The sequence below is a fragment of the Centipeda felix genome (assembly GCF_900186465.1).
GTDB lineage: Bacteria > Bacillota > Negativicutes > Selenomonadales > Selenomonadaceae > Centipeda > Centipeda felix.
Genome location: NZ_LT891958.1, coordinates 274,428 through 299,117, shown reverse-complemented (window position 1 = coordinate 299,117; position 24,690 = coordinate 274,428). Strand labels below are relative to the sequence as shown.

The following is a 24,690-nucleotide window of genomic DNA, read 5'->3' as shown; positions in this document are numbered from 1 at the left end:
TTTGAACAATGCGTTGCTATCTTTTGTTTTTATCACATGATTTAGGAGGTTTGTTATGGACGCGCAGAATGTGACGCCGATGATGCAGCAGTATCTCGCCGCGAAAGAGGCGCATCCGGGCGAGCTCCTTTTCTTTCGTCTGGGCGACTTCTACGAGATGTTCTTCGACGACGCGAAGGTGGCGGCGAAGGAGCTCGGGCTGACGCTGACGAGCCGCAGCGGCGATCTCGAGAAGAATCCCATGTGCGGCGTTCCCTATCATGCGGCGGACAGCTATATCGCGCGTCTCGTCGCAAAGGGGTTCAAGGTGGCGATTGCCGAGCAGATCGGCGACCCGAAGGCAAAGGGGTTGACGCACCGCGAAGTAGTGAAGGTGGTCACGCCGGGCACGGCGCTCTCCGATGAGGCACTGCGTGATGCGTCCAACATCTACATCGTGCTCCTGCACGAGCCTGCGCCGGGACAGTTCGTCCTCGCGGGCGCGGACATCACGACGGGCGAAGCGTTCTATGCCGTCTACGCGGGCGAGCATGCGGCGCAGCAGATCATGGATGAGCTCTATCGCCGTATGGCGGCAGAGCTGCTCCTGACGGAGGGCTTTTCCCTTGCGGATGAGGTGCGGGCTTTTCTTGCGCACCGTCTGCCGCACTGCGCCGTCTCCGTTGTCAGCAGGGAGGCGGATGCGGCACTTCCCGTGCAGCATTTCCCTGCGGAGGAGATTCCGTGCGATGCGGGGGCGCGGGCGGCACTCGCAGTGCTCCTCACCTATCTGCATGAGACGGTGATGGCGGATCTCTCGCAGATCAATCGCCTCGCCTTCCTCGATGCGGCGGAGACGATGCAGCTCGACACCTATACGCTGCGCAATCTTGAGATCACACGCAGTCTGCGCGACGGCGGGAAAAAGAATACTCTCTTTGACGTGCTCGACTTCACGCGCACGCCGATGGGAACGCGCCTTCTCAAGGCGTGGCTGGAACATCCTCTGCTCACGCCGCACCGCATTGATGCACGGCTGGATGCGGTGGCAGAGCTGGTGGAAAAGAGTACGCTGCGCGATGCCCTGCGCGATGCCCTGCATACGGTCTATGACTTCGAGCGGCTCCTGACGCGCATTGAGACGCAGACGGCGAACGCACGCGATCTCGTCGCTCTGCGCATCTCGCTCGCCGCCCTGCCCGCCGTGCGCGCGTGCCTCGCAGCGGCAGTGAGCCGCCTCCTTGTGCGTGCGGCAGGGGAGATCGAGACCTTTGATGCTCTGCGTGACGAGCTCACGCATGCACTCGTGGATGAGCCGGGGCTCTCGGTGCGCGAGGGCGGCATGATCCGTGCGGGCTATGATGCCGATCTCGACGAGCTCCGCCGTTTTTCCCATGACAGCAAGTCCCTCCTGCAGGAGATGGAGGAACGTGAACGCACGCGGACGGGCATCAGGACGCTCAAGATCGGCTACAACAAGGTGTTCGGCTACTACATCGAGGTGCGCCACAGCGGGCGCGATCAGGTGCCTGAGGGCTATATCCGCAAGCAGACGCTCGCGAATACGGAGCGCTTTATCACGGAGGAGCTGAAGGACTTCGAGGCGAAGATTCTCGGCGCAGAGGAGAAGATCACCGCCCTTGAGTATCATCTCTTCACAGAGCTGCGCGAGCGCGTATGTGAGCAGCTCGTGCCGATTCAAGGCGTCGCCCGTGCGATTGCGCGTGTTGATGTCCTGCAGAGCCTTGCGGCGGCGGCGGCATCGTACCGCTATGTCCGCCCGACCGTGGGCGCAGACGGCGGCATCCGCATCCGTGACGGGCGGCATCCGCTTGTGGAGCGCATTCTGCAGCGCGATGTGTTCGTCCCAAACGATACGGAACTCAGCCACGGCGGAACAGAGACGATGCTCATCACGGGACCGAATATGGCGGGGAAATCCACCTATATGCGGCAGGTTGCCCTCCTCACGCTCATGGCGCAGGTCGGCAGCTTCGTCCCTGCGCGTACGGCGGAGATCGCACCCGTCGACCGCATCTTTACGCGCATCGGCGCGAGCGACGACCTCGTGAGCGGGCAGAGCACCTTCATGGTGGAGATGAACGAGGTCGCACAGATCCTGCGCGAGGCGACGAGGGACAGCCTCGTGATTCTCGACGAGATCGGGCGCGGCACGAGCACCTTTGACGGCATGAGCATCGCGCGCGCGGTGGTGGAGCATATCGACGGCCGCATCCACGCCAAGACGCTGTTTGCGACGCATTACCATGAGCTGACGGAGATGGAGAACGAGCGCATCCGCAACTACTGTATTGCCGTGCGCGAAAAGGGAAAAAATGTCGTATTCCTGCGGCGCATCGTCGCAGGGGCGGCGGATAAGTCCTACGGCATCCACGTCGCACGCCTCGCAGGTCTGCCGCAGCGCGTGACGGAGCGCGCGGAGGAGATCCTGCACGCACTGGAGGCGGCTGCGCCGCAGAGTGCACCGCAGGAGACATCGGTGCAGAAGACATCCGATGCGGGGATGGCGTCGCTCTTTGCGGGCGGGACGCTCGACGAGCTGCGTGCGCTCGATGTGATGACGATGACGCCGCTTGAGGCACTGAATACACTCTATCGTCTGCAGGAACAGGCGCGAAAGGAGGAGGGTGAGGGATGACACGGATTCACGTATTGGACGATGCAACCATCAACAAGATCGCGGCAGGCGAGGTGGTTGAGCGGCCTGCCTCTGTCGTAAAAGAGCTGGTCGAGAACGCGATGGATGCGGGCGCGACAGCGGTCGAGGTCGAGATCATGGGCGGCGGCACGAGCTTTATCCGTGTGACGGACAACGGACGCGGCATGACCGGAGAGGATGCGCGCGCGGCGATTCTGCGCCATGCGACGAGCAAGATTGCCGCCGCCTCCGATCTCGAGACGATTGCGACCCTCGGCTTTCGCGGCGAGGCGCTGCCGACGATCGCGTCCGTGTCACATTTTTCTCTCCTGACGCGGCAGGCGGCGGATGATCTCGGCACGCGCGTCGACATCAGCGGCGGCGGTACGCCCATGATTGAGGACGCGGGCTGTGCAGTCGGGACGAGTGTGCGCGTCGAGGATCTTTTCTTCAACACACCCGCGCGCAAGAAATTTCTCAAGACGAATGCGACCGAGGCGGGGAAGATCAGCGATTACGTGATCCGCCTCGCACTCTCACGCCCCGACATTGCGTTCCGCTTCATCAACAACAACCGCATGACCATCATGACGGCGGGAGACGGAGACCTCGCCCGTACGATTGGGAGCATCTACGGCGGCGATGCGGCGAGCGCACTGATTCCGCTGGATTTTTACGACGATGCAGCGGATATCCGCATCACGGGCTATATTTCGAAGCCATCCCTGATTCGCAGCAGCCGCGCGTGGCAGACCTACATCGTCAACGGGCGGACGATCCAGAACCGCGCGATTGCGAAGGCGATCGACAATGTGTACCGCTCCCTCGTGCCGAAGATGGGCTTCCCGCTCGCCGTCATCGTCATCACCGTGCCGCAGCGCACGATTGATGTGAATGTGCATCCGCAGAAAACGGAGATGAAGTTCGAGGATGAGGGGCGTATTTTTAAGGCAGTCTACAAGGCGGTGCTCGACGCCATTCGCGGCGCGGCAGGAGAGACGACGGGGATTGCCGCCGCAGTGGAAAAGCCGAAGTTCCACTACGAAGCAGTGCCGCTCGATGTGAGCACGCCGTCCGCATCGCCTGTCTCTGCCCCGGCACGCGGCTATGCCGCTCCGACGCCGCACCCGCAGACCGTCCACGAGGCCGTGCAGTGGGCAGGCGCATGTGTCGATCTGCGTACGGCACAGGATGCTGTGCAGGAGGCCCGCGCACAGGAGCGTGCGGCGTTCTCGGACGTGCCGTCTGCACCGCGGGCGGCGCAGGGGGACGATATCTCCATGGAGGAGCGAATGCTTCCCATCGGGCAGGTCGACCTTACCTACATTATTGCTCAGAGCACTGCGACGCTCTACATCATCGATCAGCATGCGGCGCATGAGCGCATCCTCTTTGACCGCTTTTCGGCGCAGACGGATGGGATTCCCTCCCAGCAGATGCTCGTGCATGCCATTCTTTCGTTCGATGCACACGAGGCACAATATATTGAAGAAAATGCGGAGCTCTTTGACCGCCTCGGCTTTCATCTGGAGGCGGCGGGGGAGCGCACCTACCGCCTGACGGAGACGCCCGCCGATGTCCCGACGGAGGAGGCGGAGGGCATCATCCGTGAGATCCTCGCATCCCTCGGCGACCTGCACACCGCAACCCCTGCGAATCTGCGCGAGGCGGGGATTGCGACGATGGCGTGCCGTGCAGCGATCAAGGCGGGCGAGGAACTGAGCATCCGCCAGATGGAGATCCTCTTGGAGGAGCTGCGTGCGACGCCGTTTCCCTTTACCTGTCCGCATGGGCGTCCGACGATCCTGAAGTTCGGTACACACGACCTCGCGAAGATGTTCAAGCGCACGGGGTTTGGTCTGTGACGTGCGGGACGGTCAGCGCCGTCGTGACGACCGTGCGGCGCGGCCAGAAATTCGCCGCAGCAAATCGTGCACTTGCGGCGCGGACGGCGGCGCAGCTCGGTATTCCAAACGTCCCGCGCGGCAGTGACTCGCTCGATGAGATGCGAACAGCGTACGGTGTGGATGCCGTGCTCGTCGCGCGGCGCGGTCTCTTGACGGCGGTGACGGCAGAGGGGCAACTGTTCTTTCATCCCGGCATGGCGCATCTGCGCATCAAGAATCTGCGAAGAGGACAGGGAGACCATCTCGTCCATGCGCTCGGCCTCACGGAGGGGATGCGCGTCCTCGACTGCACGCTCGGCACGGGGGCGGATGCCATCATCGAGAGCTTTGCCGTCGGGGCGGCGGGCAGCGTGACGGCACTGGAGGCGAATCCCATCATCGCGGCGGTGATCGGCGACGGGCTTGCACATGCGACGGGGGATAACTACGAGATGCACGCGGCGATGCGGCGCATCAGCGTCCATGCGGCAGATGCGCTGGACTATCTGCGCGCACAGGCGGACGGGAGCTATGACGCCGTCTACTTTGACCCGATGTTCCGCCGCCCCGTTCATGAGAGCGAGGGGATGAATGCCCTGCGCACCCTCGCCGATGCGCGTGCCCTCACCGCGGAAGTGATCGCCGAGGCGCGGCGCGTCGCACGCCGCCGCGTCGTCATGAAGGAGCGGCAGGGGAGCAGGGAGTTCGCCCGTCTCGGATTTACTGACCTCGCGGGCGGCAGGTACAGCCGCGTCGCCTACGGCGTGATGGAGGTATGATTCCTTAAACTCCGCCAAATAATTTCATAAGTTGTACTTAAGTTTCTTTTATGTTCTGCCGATATACAAGGTGGAACATTTTATTTTTGTGCAAAAAAGGAGGTGAGATGATGAGAATTGCAGACGATTCGATGGCGCTGGTCGGGCAGGGAAGCAGGGGGACCGACCATGGACGAAGAGCGATGGGCAGCAGCGGCGCATCGTTTGCACAGGTACTGGAAGGGGCGAAAGAGCGCGTCCGCTTTTCGCAGCATGCGGAGGAGCGGCTGCAGCGGCGCGGTGTGACGCTCACGAACACGGAGCTCGAGAAGCTGGGCAGTACGATTGACCGCATGAGAGAGAAGGGCGCAAGGGAAGCCCTGATCTACATGAAGGACAGTACAGCAATGGTCGTCTCTGTGACGAACCGCACCGTCATCACGGCACTTGACGACGTGACGGCGGCAGACAGTATTTTCACGAACATTGACAGTGCAGCCATTATCTGAGAAAAGCTGGACCTACGGGAAGCTTTTGACCGCGCGCGACTGGTGCGGTCAGCGGGATGCGGAGGCATCCCATCGGTGCATTTCCTCAGGGAGGAGTGTACGCATATCACAGAGATGGCTCTTCCTTTGCGCTGTCAGACTGGCAAAGGAGAGATTCATTATGATCCGTTCCATGTTTTCGGCTGTTTCCGGCCTCAAAGGCCATCAGACACGCATGGATGTCGTCGGCAACAACATCGCGAACGTCAACACGACAGGCTTCAAGGCGAGCCGCGTTACGTTCGCAGATATGATCTCGCAGAACCTCTCGGGTGCATCCTCGCCGAACGGCACGATCGGCGGCGTGAACCCGAAGCAGATCGGTCTTGGTATGTCCGTCGCGTCGACTGACCTCATCTACACGAACGGCTCCGTCCAGCAGACGGGCAAGAACACGGACGTTGCGATTTCGCGCGGCGACGGGCTCTTTGTCGTCAAGCGCGGCAATCAGCAGTTCTATACGCGCAACGGCGCGTTCGGCTTTGATGCGGAGGGGAACCTCACCATCCCAAGCACGGGTCTCTACGTGCAGGGCTATATAGCGAACAACGGCGTCCTCAATGTCGCGGGGGACAATACGACGAAGATCCAGATCCCCGCAGGCAAGTCCATGGAGGCAGCGACAACTGCAACGGCATCCTATACAAAAAACCTCAATGCGTCAACGCCTGGGTATGAGGTGGCAAACACTCTTGTGAAATATGCGGACGGCACCTCAGAGACGGTTGCGAACTATACCCCGACGGAAACGGGGCGCATCTCGCTGACGCTCTCGACGGGTGAGACCGTCACACTGGACGGCACAGCAACCTATCCGTTCGATACGGCAACTCCTGTGAACGGCAAGACACTCTACACGTCTAAGATTTCCAACATCACGGCATCGGCTACGGGCAAGGTGGATCTCAAGCTGGGGATTGATCCCACAAACGCTTCCAGCCCCAAAAAGATTGCAGGCGCCACGGTGGATATCTCTCTCACAGGGCTTGAAAGTGGTACCTATGCCTATGGCGGGACGTATAATATCAGCGGAACGATTAGGAAAGTAACGACGGTCGGTACGAATGAAATCGAGCTGGAACTGGCTGCGGACAACAACTTTACCAATCCGAAGACGGTGACCACGGTCACCGTTCCGAGCCCGACAACCTTCACCTACAAGGTCGGTGACACCTACAACGGACAGCTCAAGATCAAAGAGGTAAAGGGGCAGCCTGGATCAATTCTGGCGACGGCGGACGGCAATAAGGCGAAACTCGCCGCCGCTGAGACCGTGACGAGTGCGACGCAGACCTTCCCGCGCGTGGCCACGGCTGCAGACGGCAAGGTTGCATCGACTTCGCGTGTCTCTGTCTATGAGTACAACAACAAGACGGTCTCAGGGGTAGTGCTCAATACAAAAAGCGGCACATCCATCGACGGACTTGTGGCAAAGAGCTATGGGACAGGAGATACGTTCTATCCTTCTGTGGCAACGACGATCACCGTGTATGATTCGCTCGGTGCAAAGCATTCGGTTCCTGTTGTTTATACGAAGGCAGAGAACAATAAATGGACCATCTCCCTTGGCAGCGGCGGAGACTCCTATACCATCAAGGAGGCGGATGGCACAACGACGACGGTCGCGCTCACGAAGACCGATCTGAAATTTGATACGTCGGGGGCGTACATCAGCGGATCGGCGTCACTGAATCTTGTCTATAATAACGGCGCAGCACCGCAGCAGGTGTCCCTCAACCTCGCCGCGATCACGCAGTACTCAGGTACGACGACGATCGCGGCAGACTCCGACGGAAATGCGGCAGGCACGCTCTCGAGCGTCGATATTGACAGTACGGGCGTGATCACGGGGACGTACACGAACGGCGTCCGTCAGAAGGAAGCCCAGATCGCGATGGCGCAGTTCAACAACCCGTCCGGTCTCACGAAGATGGGCGGGAACCTCTATCAGGAGTCGAACAACTCCGGTACGCGTACGATCAGCGGCGCGTCGGATATCGGCACGGAGCTGACGACTTCGGCACTTGAGATGTCGAACGTGGATCTTGCCGATCAGTTCTCCGACATGATCATCACACAGCGCGGCTTCCAGTCGAACTCGAAGATGATTACCGTCTCCGATGAGATGCTTGAGACGCTGATCAATATGAAGCGGTAAAGCCATATAGCTAGGCGGAGAGTCATCTGTATAGATGACTCTTTTCTATTTCGCTGTGTTTCCGCTGCGGCCCGTTTTCCGCTTCGTTTGGACGAAAAATCTACGCTAATCTGACGAATTTCGTTTTATCAGTGAGTCCTTAACAAAGAAAGATAGTTTTCCCCTATAAAACTTAGACTTTACTAATGATGTATACATGATGTATAATAAGATACGTTGTTATTATACCTGTGCAGAGTTGGGACTCTGCGCAGCAGAATGGGGGAGTTGTTTTCATGGAAATGATGCTGGGATTCATCGTCCTGCTCGTCTGCCTGATCGTCGGCGTGCGGCATGGTGGATTGGGACTGGCGGTGATCAGCGGCTTCGGTCTCGTAATCTACACGTTTATCTTCGGCTATCAGCCGGGGAAGCCGCCGATCGATGTTATGCTGATCATCCTCGCGGTGGTCACCTGCGCAGGCTTCCTGCAGACTTCGGGCGGACTGACGGTCATGCTGAAGTATGCAGAGAAGTTCCTGCGCAATAACCCGAAGCACGTCACGATTCTCGCGCCGTTGACGACGTGGTTTCTGACGGTGCTCTGCGGTACGGGGCACGTCGTCTATACGATGTTCCCGATCATCTATGATATTGCCATCAAGCAGGGCATCCGCCCCGAGCGTCCGATGGCCGTCTCGTCCGTCGCGTCGCAGATGGGCATCTGTGCATCGCCGGTCTCGGTCGCTGTTGTCTCGATGGTGGCATTTCTCTCCGTGTCGGGACACGACTTTACCGTGTTCCAGGTGCTCTCGGTCTCCATCCCTGCTACGGGGCTGGGCGTGTTCTTTGCGGCACTTTGGAGCTATCGCCGCGGCAAGGATCTTGACCAGGATGAGCGCTTCCAGGAGTTCATCCGTGATCCGGAGAACAAGCAGTATGTCTATGGTGATTCGGAGAGCCTCCTTGATAAGGAATTGCCGAAGGAATACTATCGTGCGATGATTATCTTCTTCATCGGCATCATTGCGATTGCTGTGCTCGGCAACTTCCCGGAGCTTCTGCCGAAGTTCCCGCCGAAACCGGATGCCGCGCCGAAGGCGATCTCGATGGTTGTCGTCATCCAGATGGTCATGCTGCTCGTTGGTGCGACGATCCTCGTCTCCTGCAAGGTCAAGGCAAAGGATGTCGGCAACTCGCAGGTCTTCCGTTCGGGTGTCGTTGCTCTCGTCTCGGTTTACGGTGTCGCATGGATGGCAGATACCTATTTCATGAATCACATTGCCTTCCTCAAGCAGTTCCTCGGCGCTGCGGTGCAGTCTTATCCGTGGGCGTACGCCGTGCTGGCGTTCCTCACGTCGAAGCTCGTGAACTCGCAGGGGGCGGCGATTGCGATTGTCGTACCGATGGCGATCAACGTGGGTGTCGATCCGATCCTCATCCTTTCGTTCATCTCGGCATGCTACGGCTACTTCTTCCTGCCGACCTATCCGTCCGATCTTGCGTGCATCGGGTTTGACCGTTCGGGTACGACGCGTATCGGCAAGTACATCCTGAACCATTCGTTCATGATTCCTGGACTGATCGGGGTCTCCTCGGGATGCTGCGTCGGCTATGTGATCGCACATCTGCTCTTTTAACAGGAGCTGCTGCATATCCTCGAAGCTGCTATGCCGGTATTCCCCAAGCCTTCCCCGTTATCACGGGGAAGGGGGACCGCGTAAGCGGTGGAAGGGGCACAAAGAGGGCGTTGTACGAAGCTTTTAGCTTCGTACAACGCCCCTTTTCTTTGAATATGATGTTACTCCGTATGTGATGCGTCGTCCCTGTGGCGGAGGATGTCCTTGCTGAAGTCGATGAAGGACTGCGCGGCGTTTGAGATGTAGCGGTCGCGCTTCCACGCAAGTCCCACGTCGACGTAGACGGGATTGGCGAGCGGGAGGGCGCGGATGCCGTGCGCGCTGCTGGCAATCATGTCGAGCAGGAAGGCGTTGCCGACACCGCTCGCGACGAGCCCCATAATGGTGACCACCTGATTCGACTCGAGCACGATATTCGGTGTGATGCCTGCCGCAGCCATCTTTTGCAGCATGGTCTGCCGCAGGAAGGAGCCCTCCTTCAGCATGATGAGGTTGTGGTCCGCGACGTCCTGCAGGGTGATCGCCTTGCGTGCAGCAAGGTCGCCGTGCTCGGGCACGCAGCAGACGATCTGACGGCGTGCCATCGGCAGGAGCTGCAGATTGGGTGCGGCCTCGGGGATGATGATGATGCCGAAGTCCAGCTCGTCGCGCTCCAGCTGTTCGCGGATGGCGACCGAACCCTCCTCGTGGAGGTAGACGTCGAGATGCGGGTAGCGCCGCTGAAAGCTGGAGAAGATCTCGGGAAACAGATATGCGCCCATCATCGGCGGGATGCCGATTTTGATCGTTCCCTTCAGCAGCTGCTTGTAGTCGTTGATCTCGAGGACGGCATCCTGTATGTTGCGCAGCGCCACTTCGACGCGCTCTAAAAAGACTGCGCCCTCGGGGGTCAGCGAGAGCTGCTTCTGGCTGCGGTCAAAGAGCTGGATGCCAAGTTCGCTTTCGAGCTTTTTTATCGCGACAGTGATGTTCGGCTGGGAGACGCGCAGGCGTTCGGCGGCACGCGTGATGTTTTTCAGACGGCTCGCCATTTGGAAGTACTCGAGCTGTCGCAGTTCCATGAGATCACCCTCCAATAAACTTTCTTTATACGTACTACATTATATCATACTTTCAACCAATATATGATAGGATAAGAAAAATTTATCGAAAAATTTTTCTTTGTTTTTTTTAAGATTTTTTAAAAAGGAGGTAGGATTTTTCCTTGCGTTATGGAATAATATAGGAAGATGTTGACGTGTGTCTGACGGATCAGACGGGTATGCGTTCGGCGACGGCGAGAAATGGAATGGGGGCCTTTGTTTTGGAAAAATCAACAGTCATCGGGATTCTTATGGGACTCATCTCGGTCTTTGTCGGTATGATATTGAAGGGGGCACCGCTGACGGCGCTCAATAACCCGGCGGCGTTCCTCATCATCATTGGCGGTACGTTTTCGTGCCTGTTCATTGGATTTCGCATGGAACAGCTGGGGAATTTTTTCAATCTCATCAAGAAGACCTGCCAAGTCCCCCAGCTTCAGGAAAAGGGGCAGCTCGTGCAGCAGTTCATCGAGTTGTCGCAGATTGCGCGCCGCGAGGGCATTCTTGCCCTTGAGAGCAAGGCGCAGGAGATCCAGGATCCGTTCTTCCGCACGGGGCTTGGCATGGTCATTGATGGTATGGATCCGGACTTCGTGGGGGATGTTCTGGATGCCGAGCTTGCGATCATGCAGGAGCGTCATGCCGAAGGACGCTCGATGTTCACACAGGCTGGTACGTATGCGCCGACGCTTGGCGTTCTGGGTGCCGTTGTCGGTCTGATCGCGGCACTCGGCAACCTGAACGATATCGACAAGCTCGGTCACTCGATCGCGGCGGCGTTCGTTGCGACAATCCTCGGTATCTTTACGGGATATGTTCTTTGGCATCCATTTGCGAATAAACTCAAGATCATATCGGAGCACGAGGTTAGTCAGAAGCGCATGATCATCGAGGGGATTCTGTCGCTCCAGGCCGGCGATTCGCCGACAGCAATTGAAGCGAAGCTCATGGTATTTATCCCGCAGACGGAGCGTGAGGCGCTGAAGGGAGAGGGCTGATATGGCGAGAAAGAAGCGCGGGAAGCCCCATGAGGAGGAACTCAACGAGGCTTGGCTCCTGCCCTACTCTGATCTGATGACGCTGCTCTTGGCGCTCTTTATTGCACTTTTTGCCATGTCGCAGACGGATGCGTCGAAGATGCAGGCTCTCGCGCAGGCCTTCACGGCGGCATTCAATATGGGCGGTCCGTCGTTCTTCAGCGGGATGGGACCATCGACAGCACCCAGTCCTCCAACGATGACGAACGGTGCCAATACGGCAGACGCCGCCTACATGAAGGAGAATCAGGATCTCTCAGAGGCACAAAAGAAGCTGGACCAATATATTAAGGACAATAATCTGCAGGATCAGGTGAGCACGGAACTAACCGAAGAAGGATTAATGGTTCGCTTGAAGGAGAAGGCGCTCTTCTCCTCCGGGTCTGCTGTCCTTCAAGGAGACGCGGAAAAGATTGTTCCTGTCATTGCCGGGGTGCTCGCTTCGCTTCCCGAGCGCGTAACGATCTCCGGTCACACGGACAATGTGCCGATTGCAACGGCACAGTATCCGTCGAACTGGGAGCTGAGCTCGGCGCGTGCCGTCAGCCTGATGCGCGGCGTGATGGCAGTGCAGCCCTCGCTGAACCCGGCGCGGTTCAGTGCGCTCGGCTACAGCGAGTATCGTCCGATTGCGTCGAACGATACGGAGGAGGGGCGTGCGCAGAACCGCCGCGTTGAGGTGTTCATCGCGCGCAGTATGCGCTTCGCCGGTGCATCGACCGATGGCAGCGACAATGAGCCAAAGACGGGGACGACGGCACCGACAACGGCTGCGCCTGCAGCGGGCAGCGCGGGAGCGTCCGGCGACGCGTACAAGCTGTCGACGGATATGCGCCCGGCACCGCAGTCGCCCGGCGTCGTGCCCGAGCCGCTGCGTCACTGACAGGCACGGCAGGGATGTATCCATGAATTTTGAAGGGATTATTGCGTGGCGCAATAATCCCTTTTCTGTTATGATAGAGGAGATGTCATGATTCTGGGGGTCGGCTGTGATATTATCCGCGTGGCACGCGTGGCGCGTGCGGCAGAGAAGGAGCATTTCCTCACGCGCGTCTATACGCCCGCTGAACGTGCCTACGCCATGCAGCGCGGCGCAGGGTGCGCTGCAAGTCTCGCCGCGCGATTTGCGGGCAAGGAGGCGGTGCTGAAGGCGTTTGGCACGGGGCTGCGCGGTGGTACGCTCCACGATGTGGAGATTCTGCCCGATGCGCTCGGTGCGCCCAAGGTGCATCTTCACGGATTCTTCGCGGCGCGTGCGGCGGAGATGGGCGTGACGCGCGTCTGGGTTACGCTCAGTCACGAGAAGGAATATGCGACGGCTTACTGTATATTGGAGGGTCAGTGATGAACGTATCGTTTGCAGAGGATATGCGTCGGATCGACGGCGCAGTGGAGGAGAGCTACGGGCTGCCTGCTGCTGCCCTGATGGAGAATGCGGGGCGGCGCTCGGCCGAGGAAGCAGCGCAGTTGATCGGCGGCGCGGCAGGCAAGGTGTTCGCTGTCTTTGCGGGCGGCGGCAATAACGGCGGTGACGCCTTTGCTGCGGCGCGACATCTCATCAACATGGGCGCGCGCGTGAAGATGTTCTTCATTGGGGCAGAGGAGCGTCTCAGTCCTGCGGCTCACGCGATGTACAGCGCGCTGCGGGCGATGGGCATAGAGATTCGTCCTCTTGCGGGTGACCGCGATTGGGATCGTCTGCGCGTTTCGCTGCGCTTTGCCGATGCGGTGGTGGATGGTATCCTCGGCACGGGCGTCAAGGGAGAGCTCCGCAAGACGGCACTGCGCCTGATCGAGGAGATCAATGCAGCGGGCAAGCCAACGCTTGCCATCGATATTCCGAGTGGAGTGGAGGCGGATACGGGTCGGATCGCCTCCATCGCCGTCCGCGCCGATCGGACGCTCGCCCTCGGCCTGCCGAAGGTGGGGCACTTCCTCGGTCAGGGAGCGAATGCGGCGGGCGAGCTGCTCGTCGATGACATCGGCATCCCCCATGCCCTTCTTGCCGGTGAGGGGATGCGGCAGTCGCTCATCACACAGGATGCAGCGGCAAAGCTGCTGCCGCCGCGTGCGCGTGACGTACACAAGGGGACGTGCGGACGTATTCTCGTGCTCGCCGGTTCGCTCGGCATGACGGGGGCGGCGGCACTCGCAGCAGAGGCGGCACTGCGCGGCGGCACTCGCAGCAGAGGCGGCACTGCGCGTCGGCGCGGGGCTCGTGACGCTCGCCGTGCCCGAGCGCATCTATCCTGTTCTGGCTGCGAAGCTGACCGAGGTGATGGTCGTTCCGCTGCCCGATGAGGGCATGGGCTATTTCGGTGGAGAGGATGCGCGGCAGAAGGCGCTCTCGCTCGCGGCGCGTGCGGATGCCGTGCTCATCGGTCCCGGCATTGGGCGTGCGGCGGAGACGGGTGAGTTTGTGCGGCTCTTTGCCGCGGAGGTCAAGGCTCCGCTTGTGATGGATGCGGATGCGATCGCAGCGTTCACGGGGCATCTCGATGCACTGCGCGATCTGCCGCAGGTGCCAATTCTGACGCCGCATCTCGGTGAGTTTTCCGCGCTCCTCGGCGTGGAGACGGAGGAGGCGTCAGAGGATCTGTTCCGCATGGCACGGGACGCGGCACGTGATCATCAGGCGGTGTTTGTGGTCAAGGGGGCGTGCACCATTGTGGTCTATCCCGATGGCGATGCGTTCTTTACGACCTGCGGCAATGCGGGCATGGCGACGGCGGGCGCAGGTGATGTGCTCGCGGGCGCGATTGTCGGGCTGATGCGCCAGATGGAGAGCGGGATGACGCCGATTGTGGGCGTGTGGCTGCACGGATATGCGGGAGATCGCGCCTACGAGAAGCGCGGAAACGGTCTGATCGCGGGCGATATTCTAAAGCGTCTGCCGCGTGCACGCAGGGAGCTGGATGCGGCGGCGCGGTAAATCCATTTGACAAGGACGGATGATGGTACTATGATAGGACGTACATCTTGAAAGAAGGGGGCACTTTTTATGGCAAAGGCGGATTTGGACTGGGAGAATTTGGGATTTGCCTATCGTTCTCTGCCGCAGCGTTATGTGTCGAACTATGCGAATGGGACGTGGGACGAGGGAGGCCTGACCTCCGACGCAACGGTCGCGATCAGCGAGTGTGCGGGGATTCTGCAGTACTGCCAGGAGGTCTTTGAGGGGCTGAAGGCCTATGAGACGGTGGACGGGCATATTGTGACGTTCCGTCCTGATCTCAATGCAGCGCGCATGTATGACTCGGCAGCGTATCTGGAGATGCCGTCCTTTCCGAAGGAGCGCTTCCTAGAGGCGGTCGATGCGGTGGTCAAGGCGAACCGTGACTACGTTCCGCCCTACGGTACGGACGCGTCGCTCTACCTGCGCCCCTTTATCTTCGCGTCGGGCGAGGTCATCGGTGTAAAGCCCGCCGATGAATATCAGTTTCGCCTTTTCGCGACGCCCGTGGGCTCGTACTTCAAGGGCGGCATCAAGCCGATCCGCCTCTGCGTGAGTGCGTTTGACCGTGCGGCTCCCCATGGCACGGGCCATATCAAGGCGGGGCTGAACTATGCGATGAGCCTGCACGCCTATATGGCCGCACATGCGGCAGGGTTCGACGAGAATATGTTCCTCGATGCGGCGACACGCACGCATGTCGAGGAGACGGGCGGAGCAAACTTCCTCTTCATCAAGAAGGACGGCACAGTGGTGACGCCGAAGTCACCGTCGATCCTGCCGTCTGTAACGCGCCGCTCGCTCGTCTACATCGCAGAGCACGTGCTCGGGCTGAAGGTGGAGCATCGCCCCGTGGCGTTCGAGGAGCTGAATGACTTTGCAGAGTGCGGGCTCTGCGGTACGGCGGCAGTGATCTCTCCCGTCGGCTCGGTGACGCACGGCGACCAGGTGATCGCATTCCCGAGCGGCATGGAGCACATGGGGCCCGTGCTGCAGAAGCTCTACGATACGCTGCGCGGCATTCAGCTCGGTACGGTGGAGGCACCGGAGGGGTGGATCCGCAAGATCTGCTAATTTTAGGAAGCACGGATAAATTCAGCACCAATCTGACGGATTTCATTTTATCAGCATTTCCTTGAATATGTTTCGGGACGGATGTATGTGGAGGCAATTCTACACGCACCGTCCCGAAATTTTTTTTGAGGGCCCCTCAGGTCACAAGGATTTTTCCCATTCGGCTAGAAGTGTTAATATATACAGAAATGGGATGCTTGGAACGTGGGGGGTTGCTATGCCACTTGATTTTACGATGCCGACGCAGTTTCGCGGCATCCTTTCGACCATCACGCTGCTGGATGTACTGGACATCCTGATCGTGGCGGTCATTCTCTATCGTGTCTATGTGATGCTGAAGGATACGCGCGCCATTACGCTCGGCAAGGGCATTCTCGTCCTGCTCGGTGTAACGGTTGTGGCGAATTATCTGAATCTGCACGTGATCTCGTGGCTGCTGCAAAAGGCGGTGACGCTGCTCTTTGTCGCGCTCCCGATTGTCTTTCAGCCGGAGCTGCGCCGCGCGCTGGAGCATCTCGGTCAGGGCAAGTTTTTCCGCCCCGGTACGCTCCTCGACGATGAGGAGGCGCAGAGCACGATCCGCGAGATTCGCAGCGCGGTAAAGATTCTCTCGGCGAATAAGATCGGCGCACTGCTCGTCATCGAGCGCGACATGGGGCTGAATGATATCAGTGCGACGGGCATCCAGATCGACGGTCTCATCACGTCGGATTTTCTGATGAATGTGTTCATTCCGAATACGCCGCTGCATGACGGTGCGGCGGTCATTCGCGGCAAGCGGCTGATCGCGGCGGGCTGCCTCCTGCCGCTGACAGAGAATCGCTCGCTCTCGACGGAGCTCGGCACGCGCCATCGTGCGGCCATCGGACTCTCGGAGCAGTGCGATGCCCTTATCGTCGTGGTGAGTGAGGAGACGGGGACGATCTCGATCGCGGAGAACGGGCATCTCCACCGCCATCTGGACGGTGAACAGCTGACACATATCCTGACACCTGCGTTTGCCTACAGTTCGCGTTCGTCGATTCTGGATACGATTCGGAGCTGGAGGGAGAAATCATGAGCAGACTTCGCAGCCTTGTGCAGCATAATTTGCTCGCCAGGATCGCGGCACTTATTGTGGCCGTGGTGCTCTGGCTCTATGTGATGAACGATCAGAATCCATCCATGGAGGCGTCCTATACCGTCCCCGTGGTGATGGAGCATGTGCCGGATGGCTATCAGATGCATGCCGCAGCCGATACGGTGACGCTGCGTGTGCGTGGGGCACGTTCAGCTTTTGTGACAGCGGATAACAGTGATTTCCGTGCGCGTGTGAATTTGTCCGACTTTGCGGAGGGCGATCGGCTCTACGCAGTGGAGACGTCGATCCCGTACGGATTTGAGCTGATCAGTGTGTCTCCTGACCGGATCGACGTGACGCTAGACCGCATCATTCAGCGCGTGTTCTCGGTGCTGTTGACGGTCAACGGCACGCCGGCGGAGGGCTTCACGGTGGATCGCGTCCGCCAGTCCGTCGAAAAGGCGACGATCGAAGGACCGCGCTCCCTCGTCGATCAGGTCGCCTCCGTCGCCGCCTATTTCAATATGAATGGGCGCAAGGAGGACGTGACGATGGGGATTCCATTGGTCGCGTTGAATACGGACGGAAAAGAAGTGCAGGGGCTGACGATGCATCCGGACACGATGGAGATCTCGGTCAAGCTGACGCGCGGTCTCCAGCATAAGGTGGTGGAGGTGCAGGCAAAGCCGCGCAGTGATCTGCCGCCGCAGCTGAAGCTCGAGAGTGTGACGGTGCAGCCGGCGCGCATCGAGATCACGGGAACGAAGGAGGCGCTCGATAAGGTGACGGGAATCGAAACGGAGGAGTTCTCCCTCGCGGATGTGAAGGAGAGCGGTACGCAGCAGGTAAAGCTGCATCTGCCCGCCGGCGTGACGGCGACGAATCCGACGGTGACGGTGGAGATCAAGGTTGGGCCGATGCAATGATACGCATTAAGAATCTCTCTGTGCCGTATGATGAGACACGCATCCTCACAGAGCTTGCCGCAGAGCGACTCGGTGTATCACCCTGTGCAGTGCACGGGGTGATTGTCGTTCATAAGGCGCTGGATGCACGGCGCAGGAATGGGGCGCCGATTCGGTGGAACTATACGCTCGATGTGACGGCAGATGGCGCGCGCGGCATCCTCACGCGTCTGCGTCGCGACGCGCAGGTCGGGCGAGCAGAGGAGCACGGTCCACTCCGTGTTCCACCCTATACGCCGCAAGAAGGACGTGAGCGCCCCGTCGTCGTGGGGTTCGGCCCCGCGGGGATCTTTGCCGCGTGGCTGCTTGCGCGTGCGGGGGCGGCACCGCTCGTCCTCGAGCGTGGGCAGGATGTGGATCGGCGTACGCGTGATGTGGCGCAGTTTTGGCGGACGGGGCGGCTCGATCCCACGTCAAATGTCCAGTTCGGCGAGGGCGGTGCGGGAACGTTCTCCGACGGGAAGCTGACGGCGCGCAATCGCGATCCACGGATGAACGAGATCATCGAGGCGTTCGTCGCGGCAGGTGCGCCCGAGGAGATACGGTATCTGCAAAAGCCGCATATCGGGACGGATGTGCTGCGCACGGTGGTGAAGCGCCTGCGCGAGAAGATCATCGCGATGGGCGGCGAGGTACGCTTTGGCACACAGGTGACGGACATCACGATGACTGCGGGGCGGATCGCCACGCTCACGGTGAATGGGGCAGAGCAGATCCCCGCACGCGCGGTGTTTCTCGGTATCGGGCACTCGGCGCGTGACACGTATGCGATGCTCCATGGAGCGGGTGTGCGCATGGAGGCGAAGGCGTTTGCCGTCGGAGTGCGCATCGAGCATCCACAGGACTTCGTGGATCGGATGCAGTACGGCGCAGCGGCGGGGAGCCCGTTTCTGCCGACGGCGGACTATGCGTTGACCTATCGGGATGAGGAGGGCGGCCGCGGGGTCTACTCCTTCTGTATGTGTCCCGGCGGTCTGGTGGTCGCAGCGGCGTCGGAGGAGGGGCATCTCGTGACGAATGGGATGAGCAACTCCCGTCGCGACGCAGGGACGGCGAACAGTGCCCTCCTGGTGCAGGTCCCCCCCGCCGATTTCGGCGGGGCGGTGCTCGGCGGGATCGCTTTTCAGCGAGAGCTGGAGCGGCGCGCTTTCTCTGCGGGCGGCGGAGACTACCGTGCGCCCGTGCAGGCGGTGGGCGATTTCCTGAGCGGGCGGACGGGGACGATGGATTTTGCGGTTGCTCCGACGTACATGCCGGGGGTGCGCCCTGCTGCCTTGGGTACGATCCTGCCCGATGCGTGCAGCGCATCCCTGTCACGTGCCCTGCGCCACTGGGAGCAGCGCGTGCCGGGCTTTAGTGCGGCGGATGTGCCGCTGACGGGCGTGGAGGCACGCTCCTCTGCGCCCTGCCGCATTCTACGCGACGCAGTGACGATGCAGTCGATCAGCGCAGCGGGGCTCTACCCAATCGGCGAGGGCGCAGGCTATGCGGGCGGCATCATGAGTGCCGCACTTGACGGCATGAAAGCCGCACTTGCTTTTTTGGAGCGAATACAGTAGATTATGGTGAGGATAAAGGGAATGTGACTGTGTGGGGATCCGCACATTCCGATGCACAGCAGATGATGCTGAAGATACACAGGAGGCTGTTATTGTGAGACTTTTTGGGACGGATGGTGTGCGAGGCGTCGCAAATACAGAGCTTACACCGGAGCTGGCATATCAGCTCGGACGCGCGGCGACACTTTATTTCGGTGCACATTCCAAGGCGCGTCCGCGCATTCTGATCGGGCGCGATACGCGTGTCTCGGGTGAGATGTTCGAGGCGGCACTGACGGCAGGCATCTGCTCGGCAGGAGGAGTCGCTCTTCTTGCGGGGGTTATGCCAACTCCTGCGATTGCCTACCTTGCGCGGGAACACAAGACCAGTGCAGGCATTGTCATCTCGGCATCGCATAACCCGTTTCACGATAACGGAATCAAGTTCTTTGGCGGGGATGGTTACAAACTGCCCGATGCAGTGGAAGATGAACTGGAATCACTCGTCCGCGGTCTTCAGAGCGGCGACCATGAGGCACGTCCGACGGGGAAGGATGTCGGCGTGGTGGAGTACCGTGACGATCTGCTGAATCAGTACATCGACTATGTTGTGAGTACGTGCACAGAGCGTTTTGATGGGATGAAAATCGTCCTCGACTGTGCGAACGGTGCGGCGTATGAGGCAATGCCGAAGGTCCTGCGCCGCCTCGGTGCCGACGTCAAAGTGATCCACGCGCTCCCCAATGGTGTGAACATCAATGACGGATGCGGATCAACGCATCTGGACTCGCTGTGCCGCACGGTACTCGAATGCGGTGCAGATATCGGCATTGCCCATGACGGCGACGCTGACCGCTGCCTCTGTATTGATGAGACAGGCACGCTGATCGATGGAGACCACATTCTTGTCGCCTGTGCAGCAGAGATGATGCGCACGGGGCATCTGCCGCACAAGACAGTGGTGACGACAGTGATGGCAAACATCGGCTTCCACAAGGCGATTGCGGCACTCGGCGGACGCGTTGAGGTGACGGCGGTCGGAGACCGCTACGTGCTTGAGGCAATGCGCCGCAGCGGCTATGCGATCGGCGGTGAGCAGTCGGGGCATATCATCTTTGCGGAACATGCGACAACGGGCGACGGCCTCGTCACGGCACTGCAGGTGCTCTCAGCACTGCACCGCAGCGGGAAAAAGGCGTCCGAACTGAACGCCATGATGACAACCTATCCGCAGCTCCTCGTTAATGTGCACGTTAAGAGCAAGGAGGGATGGGAGAAAAATCCTGCCATCTGTGATGCAATTGCCGAAGGGAAACGCATTCTCGGCAGTGAGGGTCGCGTTCTCGTGCGCCCCTCGGGCACAGAGCCGCTCATCCGCGTGATGGCGGAGGGCAGTGACCAGAAGCAGTTGGAGGAAGTCTGTACGGCGATTGCTGATGTGGTGAAGCGGGAGCAGGGGGAGGCCTGAGCGCGATGTCGCACGTCTCGGCGGTGCTTCTCGTCCTGCTTGCCGGGACGATGTGGGCGGCGAGCGGGACGGCGGCACAGGATTTTTATGCCCAGTCACATCATCTCCCTGTGGAGCTGACGCAGGTGCGACTCTTCCTTTCGAGCGGGCTGTTCTTCCTGCTCGCGTGGTGGAGCGGCGGACTGCAGCGCGGCGTACGTACCCTGCGCCACAGCCCGCGTCTGCTCCTGCGCATGGCGGTGCACGGCATCCTGGGCATCATGATCGTGCAGTTCTCGTATTTCAAGGGGATTGCGGCGGGGGATGCGGCGGCGACGACGGTGATTTGCTCGACGAGCCCCGCACTGATGATCCTCTATCTCGCCGCGCGCCATCGGCGGCTGCCGCGTATGGCAGAGATGCTGACCGTGGCCGCCGCCGTGGCGGGGGTGTTCCTCCTCGTGACGGGCGGCGATCTCACGCGGCTCTCTGTCCCCTCGGACTGCGTCGTTTGGAGTCTCATCTCAGGGGCGACGTTTGTCTTTGCGATGATCTATCCCGTACATCTTCTGCGGCGCTTTGACCGCTTCTTCCTGCTTGCTGTCTGCATGCTTTTCGGGGGGATTGCCCTGCTGCCCGCGACGCAGGCGATCGCAGATGTCGGCGCGTTCTTTACGGCGCAGACATGGTTTGATCTCTTTGTGATCATCGGACTTGGAACGGTGGTCGCCTTCTTTGCGTTCGCCTTGGGGCTGCGCTGGCTCAGCCCAGCGGAGACGGCGATCACGGCGACAATCGAGCCGGTTGCGAGCGTGTTCTTTGCATGGCTGATCTTTGGCACGCATTTTTCCCCCGTGCAGGCGGGCGGGATTGTGCTCGTCATCCTCGCAATCCTGACGCCGAATCTCCTGCGGAAAGGGGGGTATACATGAAGATTCCTCTGCGCTATCAAATGTCGGAGTACGACTGCGGCCCGACAGCGCTGCTCGACGCGATGAGCTATCTCTTTCCGCGTGCTGAGATCCCGCCCGAGGTCATCCGCAGCGTCATGCTCTACTCCCTCGATTGCTACGGGATGGATGGCACGGCATGCAAGGAGGGGACCTCGCGCATGGCGATGATGTACCTCGCGAACTGGCTTGAAGGGTTCTCGCGTGCTACGCAGTTCCCCCTGACCTGCCAGTATATTGCGGGGCACAGCGTGCGCATCGACGCGCACGGCCACGTCAACGATGCGCTCGTGCGCGGTGGCGTCGCGGTCGTGCGCCTCTTTTACGAGGTCGAGCACTATGCGCTTCTCACGGGCGTGACGGGGGATCGCATCCGTCTTTTTGACCCGTACTATGTGAAGGAGACAGAGCCTGCCTTTGCGCGCGAGGGCATCGAGGTGACGTGCGAACATCCGCATGAGTACAACCGCGTCGTGCCCTTTTCCTGCTTCAACCGCGAGACGAAGGAGCTGTACGCGCTCGGTCCCGTGGCATCGCGTGAGGCGGTGCTGCTCTTTGACCTGCGGACAAGACGCACGGCGGACACGACCATCGAGTATTTTATATAGGAGAGACTGCCTTTGGCGGAGACGACAGATATCATCGAATTTAAGGATCAGCAGGAGGCGTATGCGATTCTCGGCGATCGCGACGCCTTCCTGCAAATCATGCAGGAGGACTTCTCCTGCCGCATGGTGAGCCGCGGCAACAGCATTGCGGTGACGGGCGCAGAAGCGGATGTCGCCGCGGTGCGGACGCTCATCGGCGAGCTGCTCTTCTGCCATCGGCAGGGGATGCGCCTGACGACGCATGAGGTGCACTACGGGGCACGCATGGTGCGGACAGGACGCACGGAGGAGCTGCATGGCCTCCACTTCGAGGTGCTGCTCGTGACGGCAAAGGGGCGGGAGGTGCGCGCGAAGACCGTCGGCCAGCGCGACTATCTTGCGGCGATCCGTCGGAATGCCGTGACGCTCGGCGTGGGGCCTGCGGGAACGGGAAAAACCTATCTCGCCGTCGTCATGGCAGTGGCGGCACTCCGCAACCGTGAGGTCAGCCGCATCATCCTCACGCGCCCTGCGGTGGAGGCGGGGGAACATCTCGGCTTCCTGCCGGGGGATCTGACGGAGAAGATCAACCCCTACCTGCGCCCGCTCTACGATGCCCTGCAGGACATCCTCGGGACGGAGGGCTATCAGAAGATGATGAGCCGTCAGCTGATCGAGGTGGCGCCGCTCGCCTACATGCGCGGGCGTACACTTGAGGACGCATTCGTCATCCTCGACGAGGCGCAGAATACGACGGGTGCGCAGATGAAGATGTTCCTCACGCGCCTCGGCTTCGGATCGCGCATGGTCGTGACGGGGGACCTCGAGCAGGTCGATTTGCCGCGCGGTACGGTCTCCGGGCTGCGGCAGGCGTGTCAGATCCTGCGGGGTGTGAAGGGCGTCAGTGTCGTGCGCCTTGAGCCAGTCGACATCATCCGCCACGAGGTCGTCACGCGGATCGTTGAGGCGTACGGTGCATGGGAAAAGAGACGGGAGAAGCACGATGGAGATCACGATCGGACGAGAGCCGGAAAATCTTGACGTACCACAGGAAGCTCTGGACGCTGTGCGCCGTGCCGTGCTGACGGTCGGAGAGCTGTACGGCGTAATGGATGCAGAGGTCAGTGTGACGCTGACGGATGATGCGCACATCCACGTGCTCAACCGTGACTATCGCAGTGTAGATCGTCCGACGGATGTCCTCTCCTTTGCCCTTACGGAGAGCGAGGAACCCGCGATCCTCGACGCGCCGTACGGCGTGGTGCTCGGCGATCTCGTGATCTCACTTGAGCGTGTGGCGGCACAGGCGGAGGAGTATGGACACAGCGTTCTGCGGGAGCTTTCCTTTCTCACGGTGCACGGGATGCTGCACCTCCTCGGCTATGACCATATCGAGGAGGAAGATCGGGTGGAAATGGAAGAGGAGCAGAGGCATGTGATGGATGTACTGGGGATTGCACGATGAGCACACATAAATCGGGATTTGTCGCCGTCGTCGGACGGCCGAATGTCGGGAAGTCCACGCTGATCAACGCACTGATCGGGCAGAAGATCGCGATCATGAGCGATAAGCCACAGACGACGCGCAGCCGCATCCTCTGCATCCTGACGGAGAAGGACGCACAGATCATCTTCCTCGATACGCCCGGCATTCACAAGCCGCAGGATGCGCTTGGCAGCTATATGGCGAAGGCGACGGAGGGAGCTCTGCGCGGCGTGGATGTCGTCGTCTTCGTCGTGGATGTGACGGAGAAGATGGGGGCAGGCGAGCGCTATATCCTCGCACAGCTTGCACAGGTACACGCGCCCGTTCTTCTCGCCGTAAACAAGATCGACCGCATCCCACGTGAGGAGAGCTTGCCCGTGATCGCCTCCTATGCGAAGGCGTATGATTTTGCAGCGATTGTCCCGATCTCGGCGCGCGAGGAGGAGAATCTCACAGGGCTGGTCGATGAGATCAAGGCAAAACTTCCCGAGGGGCCGCAGTACTACCCCGAGGACATGGTGACCGATCAGCCCGAGCGGCTGATTATTGCGGAACTCGTGCGTGAAAAGGTGCTTGAACTGACGCGGGACGAGGTGCCCCATGCCGTCGCCGTGGACATCGAGGAGATGACGACGCGCCCTAAGGGGGATGTCTACATCCGTGCCGTGATCTACGTCGAGCGCAGCTCACAGAAGGGGATTATCATCGGGGCGCGCGGCGCACTGCTGCGGACGATCGGGCAGCGGGCACGTGCGGATGTCGAGACGCTGCTCGGCGCGAAGGCCTATCTCGATCTCTGGGTCAAGGTGCGCAAGGACTGGCGCAGCAAGACGGGAGCGCTGCGCGACTTCGGCTTTGCCGAGGAGGACTGACCGCCGCGCCGCATGAGAAGGAAAGGGGGCGG

The 24,690-nt window shown here is 60.2% G+C and carries 20 protein-coding genes and 1 pseudogene; 20 read left to right on the top strand and 1 reads right to left on the bottom strand.

What is annotated here, in order from left to right:
• The first annotated feature begins 55 nt into the window (after positions 1–55).
• The 6 genes from mutS (at position 56) to C1713_RS05830 (ending at position 9,607) form a co-directional block, all read left to right on the top strand.
• The gene (gene mutS, locus C1713_RS05855) at positions 56–2,638 is read left to right on the top strand and encodes a DNA mismatch repair protein MutS (RefSeq protein ID WP_102493320.1); all 2,583 of its coding nucleotides are present in this window, start codon (positions 56–58) and stop codon (positions 2,636–2,638) included.
• The gene (gene mutL, locus C1713_RS05850; RefSeq protein WP_102493319.1) at positions 2,635–4,503 is read left to right on the top strand and encodes a DNA mismatch repair endonuclease MutL; all 1,869 of its coding nucleotides are present in this window, start codon (positions 2,635–2,637) and stop codon (positions 4,501–4,503) included. Before mutS ends, mutL begins: the two co-directional genes overlap by 4 nt.
• Positions 4,500–5,303: a class I SAM-dependent methyltransferase gene (locus C1713_RS05845; protein WP_102493318.1), complete on the top strand. Its 804-nt coding sequence runs from the start codon at positions 4,500–4,502 to the stop codon at positions 5,301–5,303. Before mutL ends, C1713_RS05845 begins: the two co-directional genes overlap by 4 nt.
• A 110-nt stretch (positions 5,304–5,413) precedes the next feature.
• The gene (locus tag C1713_RS05840; protein WP_050341553.1) at positions 5,414–5,791 is read left to right on the top strand and encodes a TIGR02530 family flagellar biosynthesis protein; all 378 of its coding nucleotides are present in this window, start codon (positions 5,414–5,416) and stop codon (positions 5,789–5,791) included.
• A gap of 160 nt (positions 5,792–5,951) precedes the next feature.
• Positions 5,952–7,988 (top strand): flagellar hook-basal body complex protein, encoded by a 2,037-nt coding sequence (locus C1713_RS05835; RefSeq protein WP_102493317.1) that lies wholly within the window; start codon positions 5,952–5,954, stop codon positions 7,986–7,988.
• Between the two features lie 275 nt (positions 7,989–8,263).
• Positions 8,264–9,607, top strand: coding sequence for an anaerobic C4-dicarboxylate transporter (locus tag C1713_RS05830; RefSeq protein WP_102493316.1), 1,344 nt, complete (start codon positions 8,264–8,266; stop codon positions 9,605–9,607).
• A 161-nt stretch (positions 9,608–9,768) separates the two neighbouring features.
• On the opposite strand, the gene C1713_RS05820 is transcribed toward C1713_RS05830, so the two are convergent.
• The gene (locus C1713_RS05820) at positions 9,769–10,668 is read right to left on the bottom strand and encodes a LysR family transcriptional regulator (protein ID WP_009753919.1); all 900 of its coding nucleotides are present in this window, start codon (positions 10,666–10,668) and stop codon (positions 9,769–9,771) included.
• A gap of 227 nt (positions 10,669–10,895) precedes the next feature.
• Between C1713_RS05820 and motA the strand changes: the two genes are divergently transcribed.
• The 14 genes and pseudogenes from motA (at position 10,896) to era (ending at position 24,658) form a co-directional block, all read left to right on the top strand.
• Entirely contained in the window at positions 10,896–11,687 is a 792-nt protein-coding gene (gene motA, locus C1713_RS05815; RefSeq protein WP_102493503.1) for a flagellar motor stator protein MotA, read from the top strand.
• A gap of 1 nt (position 11,688) precedes the next feature.
• Positions 11,689–12,609 (top strand): flagellar motor protein MotB, encoded by a 921-nt coding sequence (locus tag C1713_RS05810; protein WP_102493315.1) that lies wholly within the window; start codon positions 11,689–11,691, stop codon positions 12,607–12,609.
• Between the two features lie 87 nt (positions 12,610–12,696).
• Positions 12,697–13,071, top strand: a complete 375-nt coding sequence (gene acpS, locus C1713_RS05805; protein ID WP_009753922.1) for a holo-ACP synthase — start codon at positions 12,697–12,699, stop codon at positions 13,069–13,071.
• Positions 13,071–14,658 (top strand): annotated as a pseudogene (locus C1713_RS05800) (NAD(P)H-hydrate dehydratase). The gene acpS and the pseudogene C1713_RS05800 overlap by 1 nt, the downstream one beginning before the upstream one ends.
• A gap of 69 nt (positions 14,659–14,727) precedes the next feature.
• Entirely contained in the window at positions 14,728–15,753 is a 1,026-nt protein-coding gene (locus C1713_RS05795; protein ID WP_102493314.1) for a branched-chain amino acid aminotransferase, read from the top strand.
• Between the two features lie 217 nt (positions 15,754–15,970).
• Positions 15,971–16,813, top strand: coding sequence for a diadenylate cyclase CdaA (cdaA, locus tag C1713_RS05790; RefSeq protein WP_039981369.1), 843 nt, complete (start codon positions 15,971–15,973; stop codon positions 16,811–16,813).
• A complete protein-coding gene (locus C1713_RS05785; RefSeq protein WP_170950784.1) occupies positions 16,810–17,739 on the top strand; it encodes a CdaR family protein in 930 nt (309 codons plus the stop codon). Before cdaA ends, C1713_RS05785 begins: the two co-directional genes overlap by 4 nt.
• Positions 17,736–19,337, top strand: coding sequence for an NAD(P)/FAD-dependent oxidoreductase (locus C1713_RS05780; protein ID WP_102493312.1), 1,602 nt, complete (start codon positions 17,736–17,738; stop codon positions 19,335–19,337). The genes C1713_RS05785 and C1713_RS05780 overlap by 4 nt, the downstream gene beginning before the upstream one ends.
• 91 nt (positions 19,338–19,428) lie before the next feature.
• The gene (gene glmM / locus C1713_RS05775; RefSeq protein WP_102493502.1) at positions 19,429–20,784 is read left to right on the top strand and encodes a phosphoglucosamine mutase; all 1,356 of its coding nucleotides are present in this window, start codon (positions 19,429–19,431) and stop codon (positions 20,782–20,784) included.
• A 5-nt stretch (positions 20,785–20,789) separates the two neighbouring features.
• On the top strand, positions 20,790–21,695 hold the full coding sequence (locus C1713_RS05770) for a DMT family transporter (RefSeq protein ID WP_009753929.1): 906 nt from the start codon (positions 20,790–20,792) through the stop codon (positions 21,693–21,695).
• A complete protein-coding gene (locus tag C1713_RS05765) occupies positions 21,692–22,321 on the top strand; it encodes a hypothetical protein (protein ID WP_009753930.1) in 630 nt (209 codons plus the stop codon). The genes C1713_RS05770 and C1713_RS05765 overlap by 4 nt, the downstream gene beginning before the upstream one ends.
• Before the next feature lie 12 nt (positions 22,322–22,333).
• On the top strand, positions 22,334–23,341 hold the full coding sequence (locus C1713_RS05760) for a PhoH family protein (RefSeq protein ID WP_061946181.1): 1,008 nt from the start codon (positions 22,334–22,336) through the stop codon (positions 23,339–23,341).
• Positions 23,304–23,765 (top strand): rRNA maturation RNase YbeY, encoded by a 462-nt coding sequence (gene ybeY, locus C1713_RS05755; protein WP_102493311.1) that lies wholly within the window; start codon positions 23,304–23,306, stop codon positions 23,763–23,765. Before C1713_RS05760 ends, ybeY begins: the two co-directional genes overlap by 38 nt.
• On the top strand, positions 23,762–24,658 hold the full coding sequence (gene era, locus C1713_RS05750) for a GTPase Era (protein WP_102493310.1): 897 nt from the start codon (positions 23,762–23,764) through the stop codon (positions 24,656–24,658). The genes ybeY and era overlap by 4 nt, the downstream gene beginning before the upstream one ends.
• Positions 24,659–24,690 lie beyond the last annotated feature (32 nt).

Bases quoted from the DNA above. Each gene is read 5' to 3' on its own strand.
- era (WP_102493310.1), top strand. From the start codon at position 23,762: ATGAGCACACATAAATCGGGATTTGTCGCCGTCGTCGGACGGCCGAAT.
- mutS (WP_102493320.1), top strand. From the start codon at position 56: ATGGACGCGCAGAATGTGACGCCGATGATGCAGCAGTATCTCGCCGCG.
- C1713_RS05835 (WP_102493317.1), top strand. From the start codon at position 5,952: ATGATCCGTTCCATGTTTTCGGCTGTTTCCGGCCTCAAAGGCCATCAG.
- C1713_RS05820 (WP_009753919.1), bottom strand. From the start codon at position 10,668: ATGGAACTGCGACAGCTCGAGTACTTCCAAATGGCGAGCCGTCTGAAA.
- C1713_RS05830 (WP_102493316.1), top strand. From the start codon at position 8,264: ATGGAAATGATGCTGGGATTCATCGTCCTGCTCGTCTGCCTGATCGTC.
- mutL (WP_102493319.1), top strand. From the start codon at position 2,635: ATGACACGGATTCACGTATTGGACGATGCAACCATCAACAAGATCGCG.
- C1713_RS05810 (WP_102493315.1), top strand. From the start codon at position 11,689: ATGGCGAGAAAGAAGCGCGGGAAGCCCCATGAGGAGGAACTCAACGAG.
- C1713_RS05795 (WP_102493314.1), top strand. From the start codon at position 14,728: ATGGCAAAGGCGGATTTGGACTGGGAGAATTTGGGATTTGCCTATCGT.
- cdaA (WP_039981369.1), top strand. From the start codon at position 15,971: ATGCCACTTGATTTTACGATGCCGACGCAGTTTCGCGGCATCCTTTCG.
- C1713_RS05785 (WP_170950784.1), top strand. From the start codon at position 16,810: ATGAGCAGACTTCGCAGCCTTGTGCAGCATAATTTGCTCGCCAGGATC.
- ybeY (WP_102493311.1), top strand. From the start codon at position 23,304: ATGGAGATCACGATCGGACGAGAGCCGGAAAATCTTGACGTACCACAG.
- C1713_RS05770 (WP_009753929.1), top strand. From the start codon at position 20,790: ATGTCGCACGTCTCGGCGGTGCTTCTCGTCCTGCTTGCCGGGACGATG.
- C1713_RS05765 (WP_009753930.1), top strand. From the start codon at position 21,692: ATGAAGATTCCTCTGCGCTATCAAATGTCGGAGTACGACTGCGGCCCG.
- C1713_RS05780 (WP_102493312.1), top strand. From the start codon at position 17,736: ATGATACGCATTAAGAATCTCTCTGTGCCGTATGATGAGACACGCATC.
- C1713_RS05840 (WP_050341553.1), top strand. From the start codon at position 5,414: ATGAGAATTGCAGACGATTCGATGGCGCTGGTCGGGCAGGGAAGCAGG.
- motA (WP_102493503.1), top strand. From the start codon at position 10,896: ATGGGGGCCTTTGTTTTGGAAAAATCAACAGTCATCGGGATTCTTATG.
- acpS (WP_009753922.1), top strand. From the start codon at position 12,697: ATGATTCTGGGGGTCGGCTGTGATATTATCCGCGTGGCACGCGTGGCG.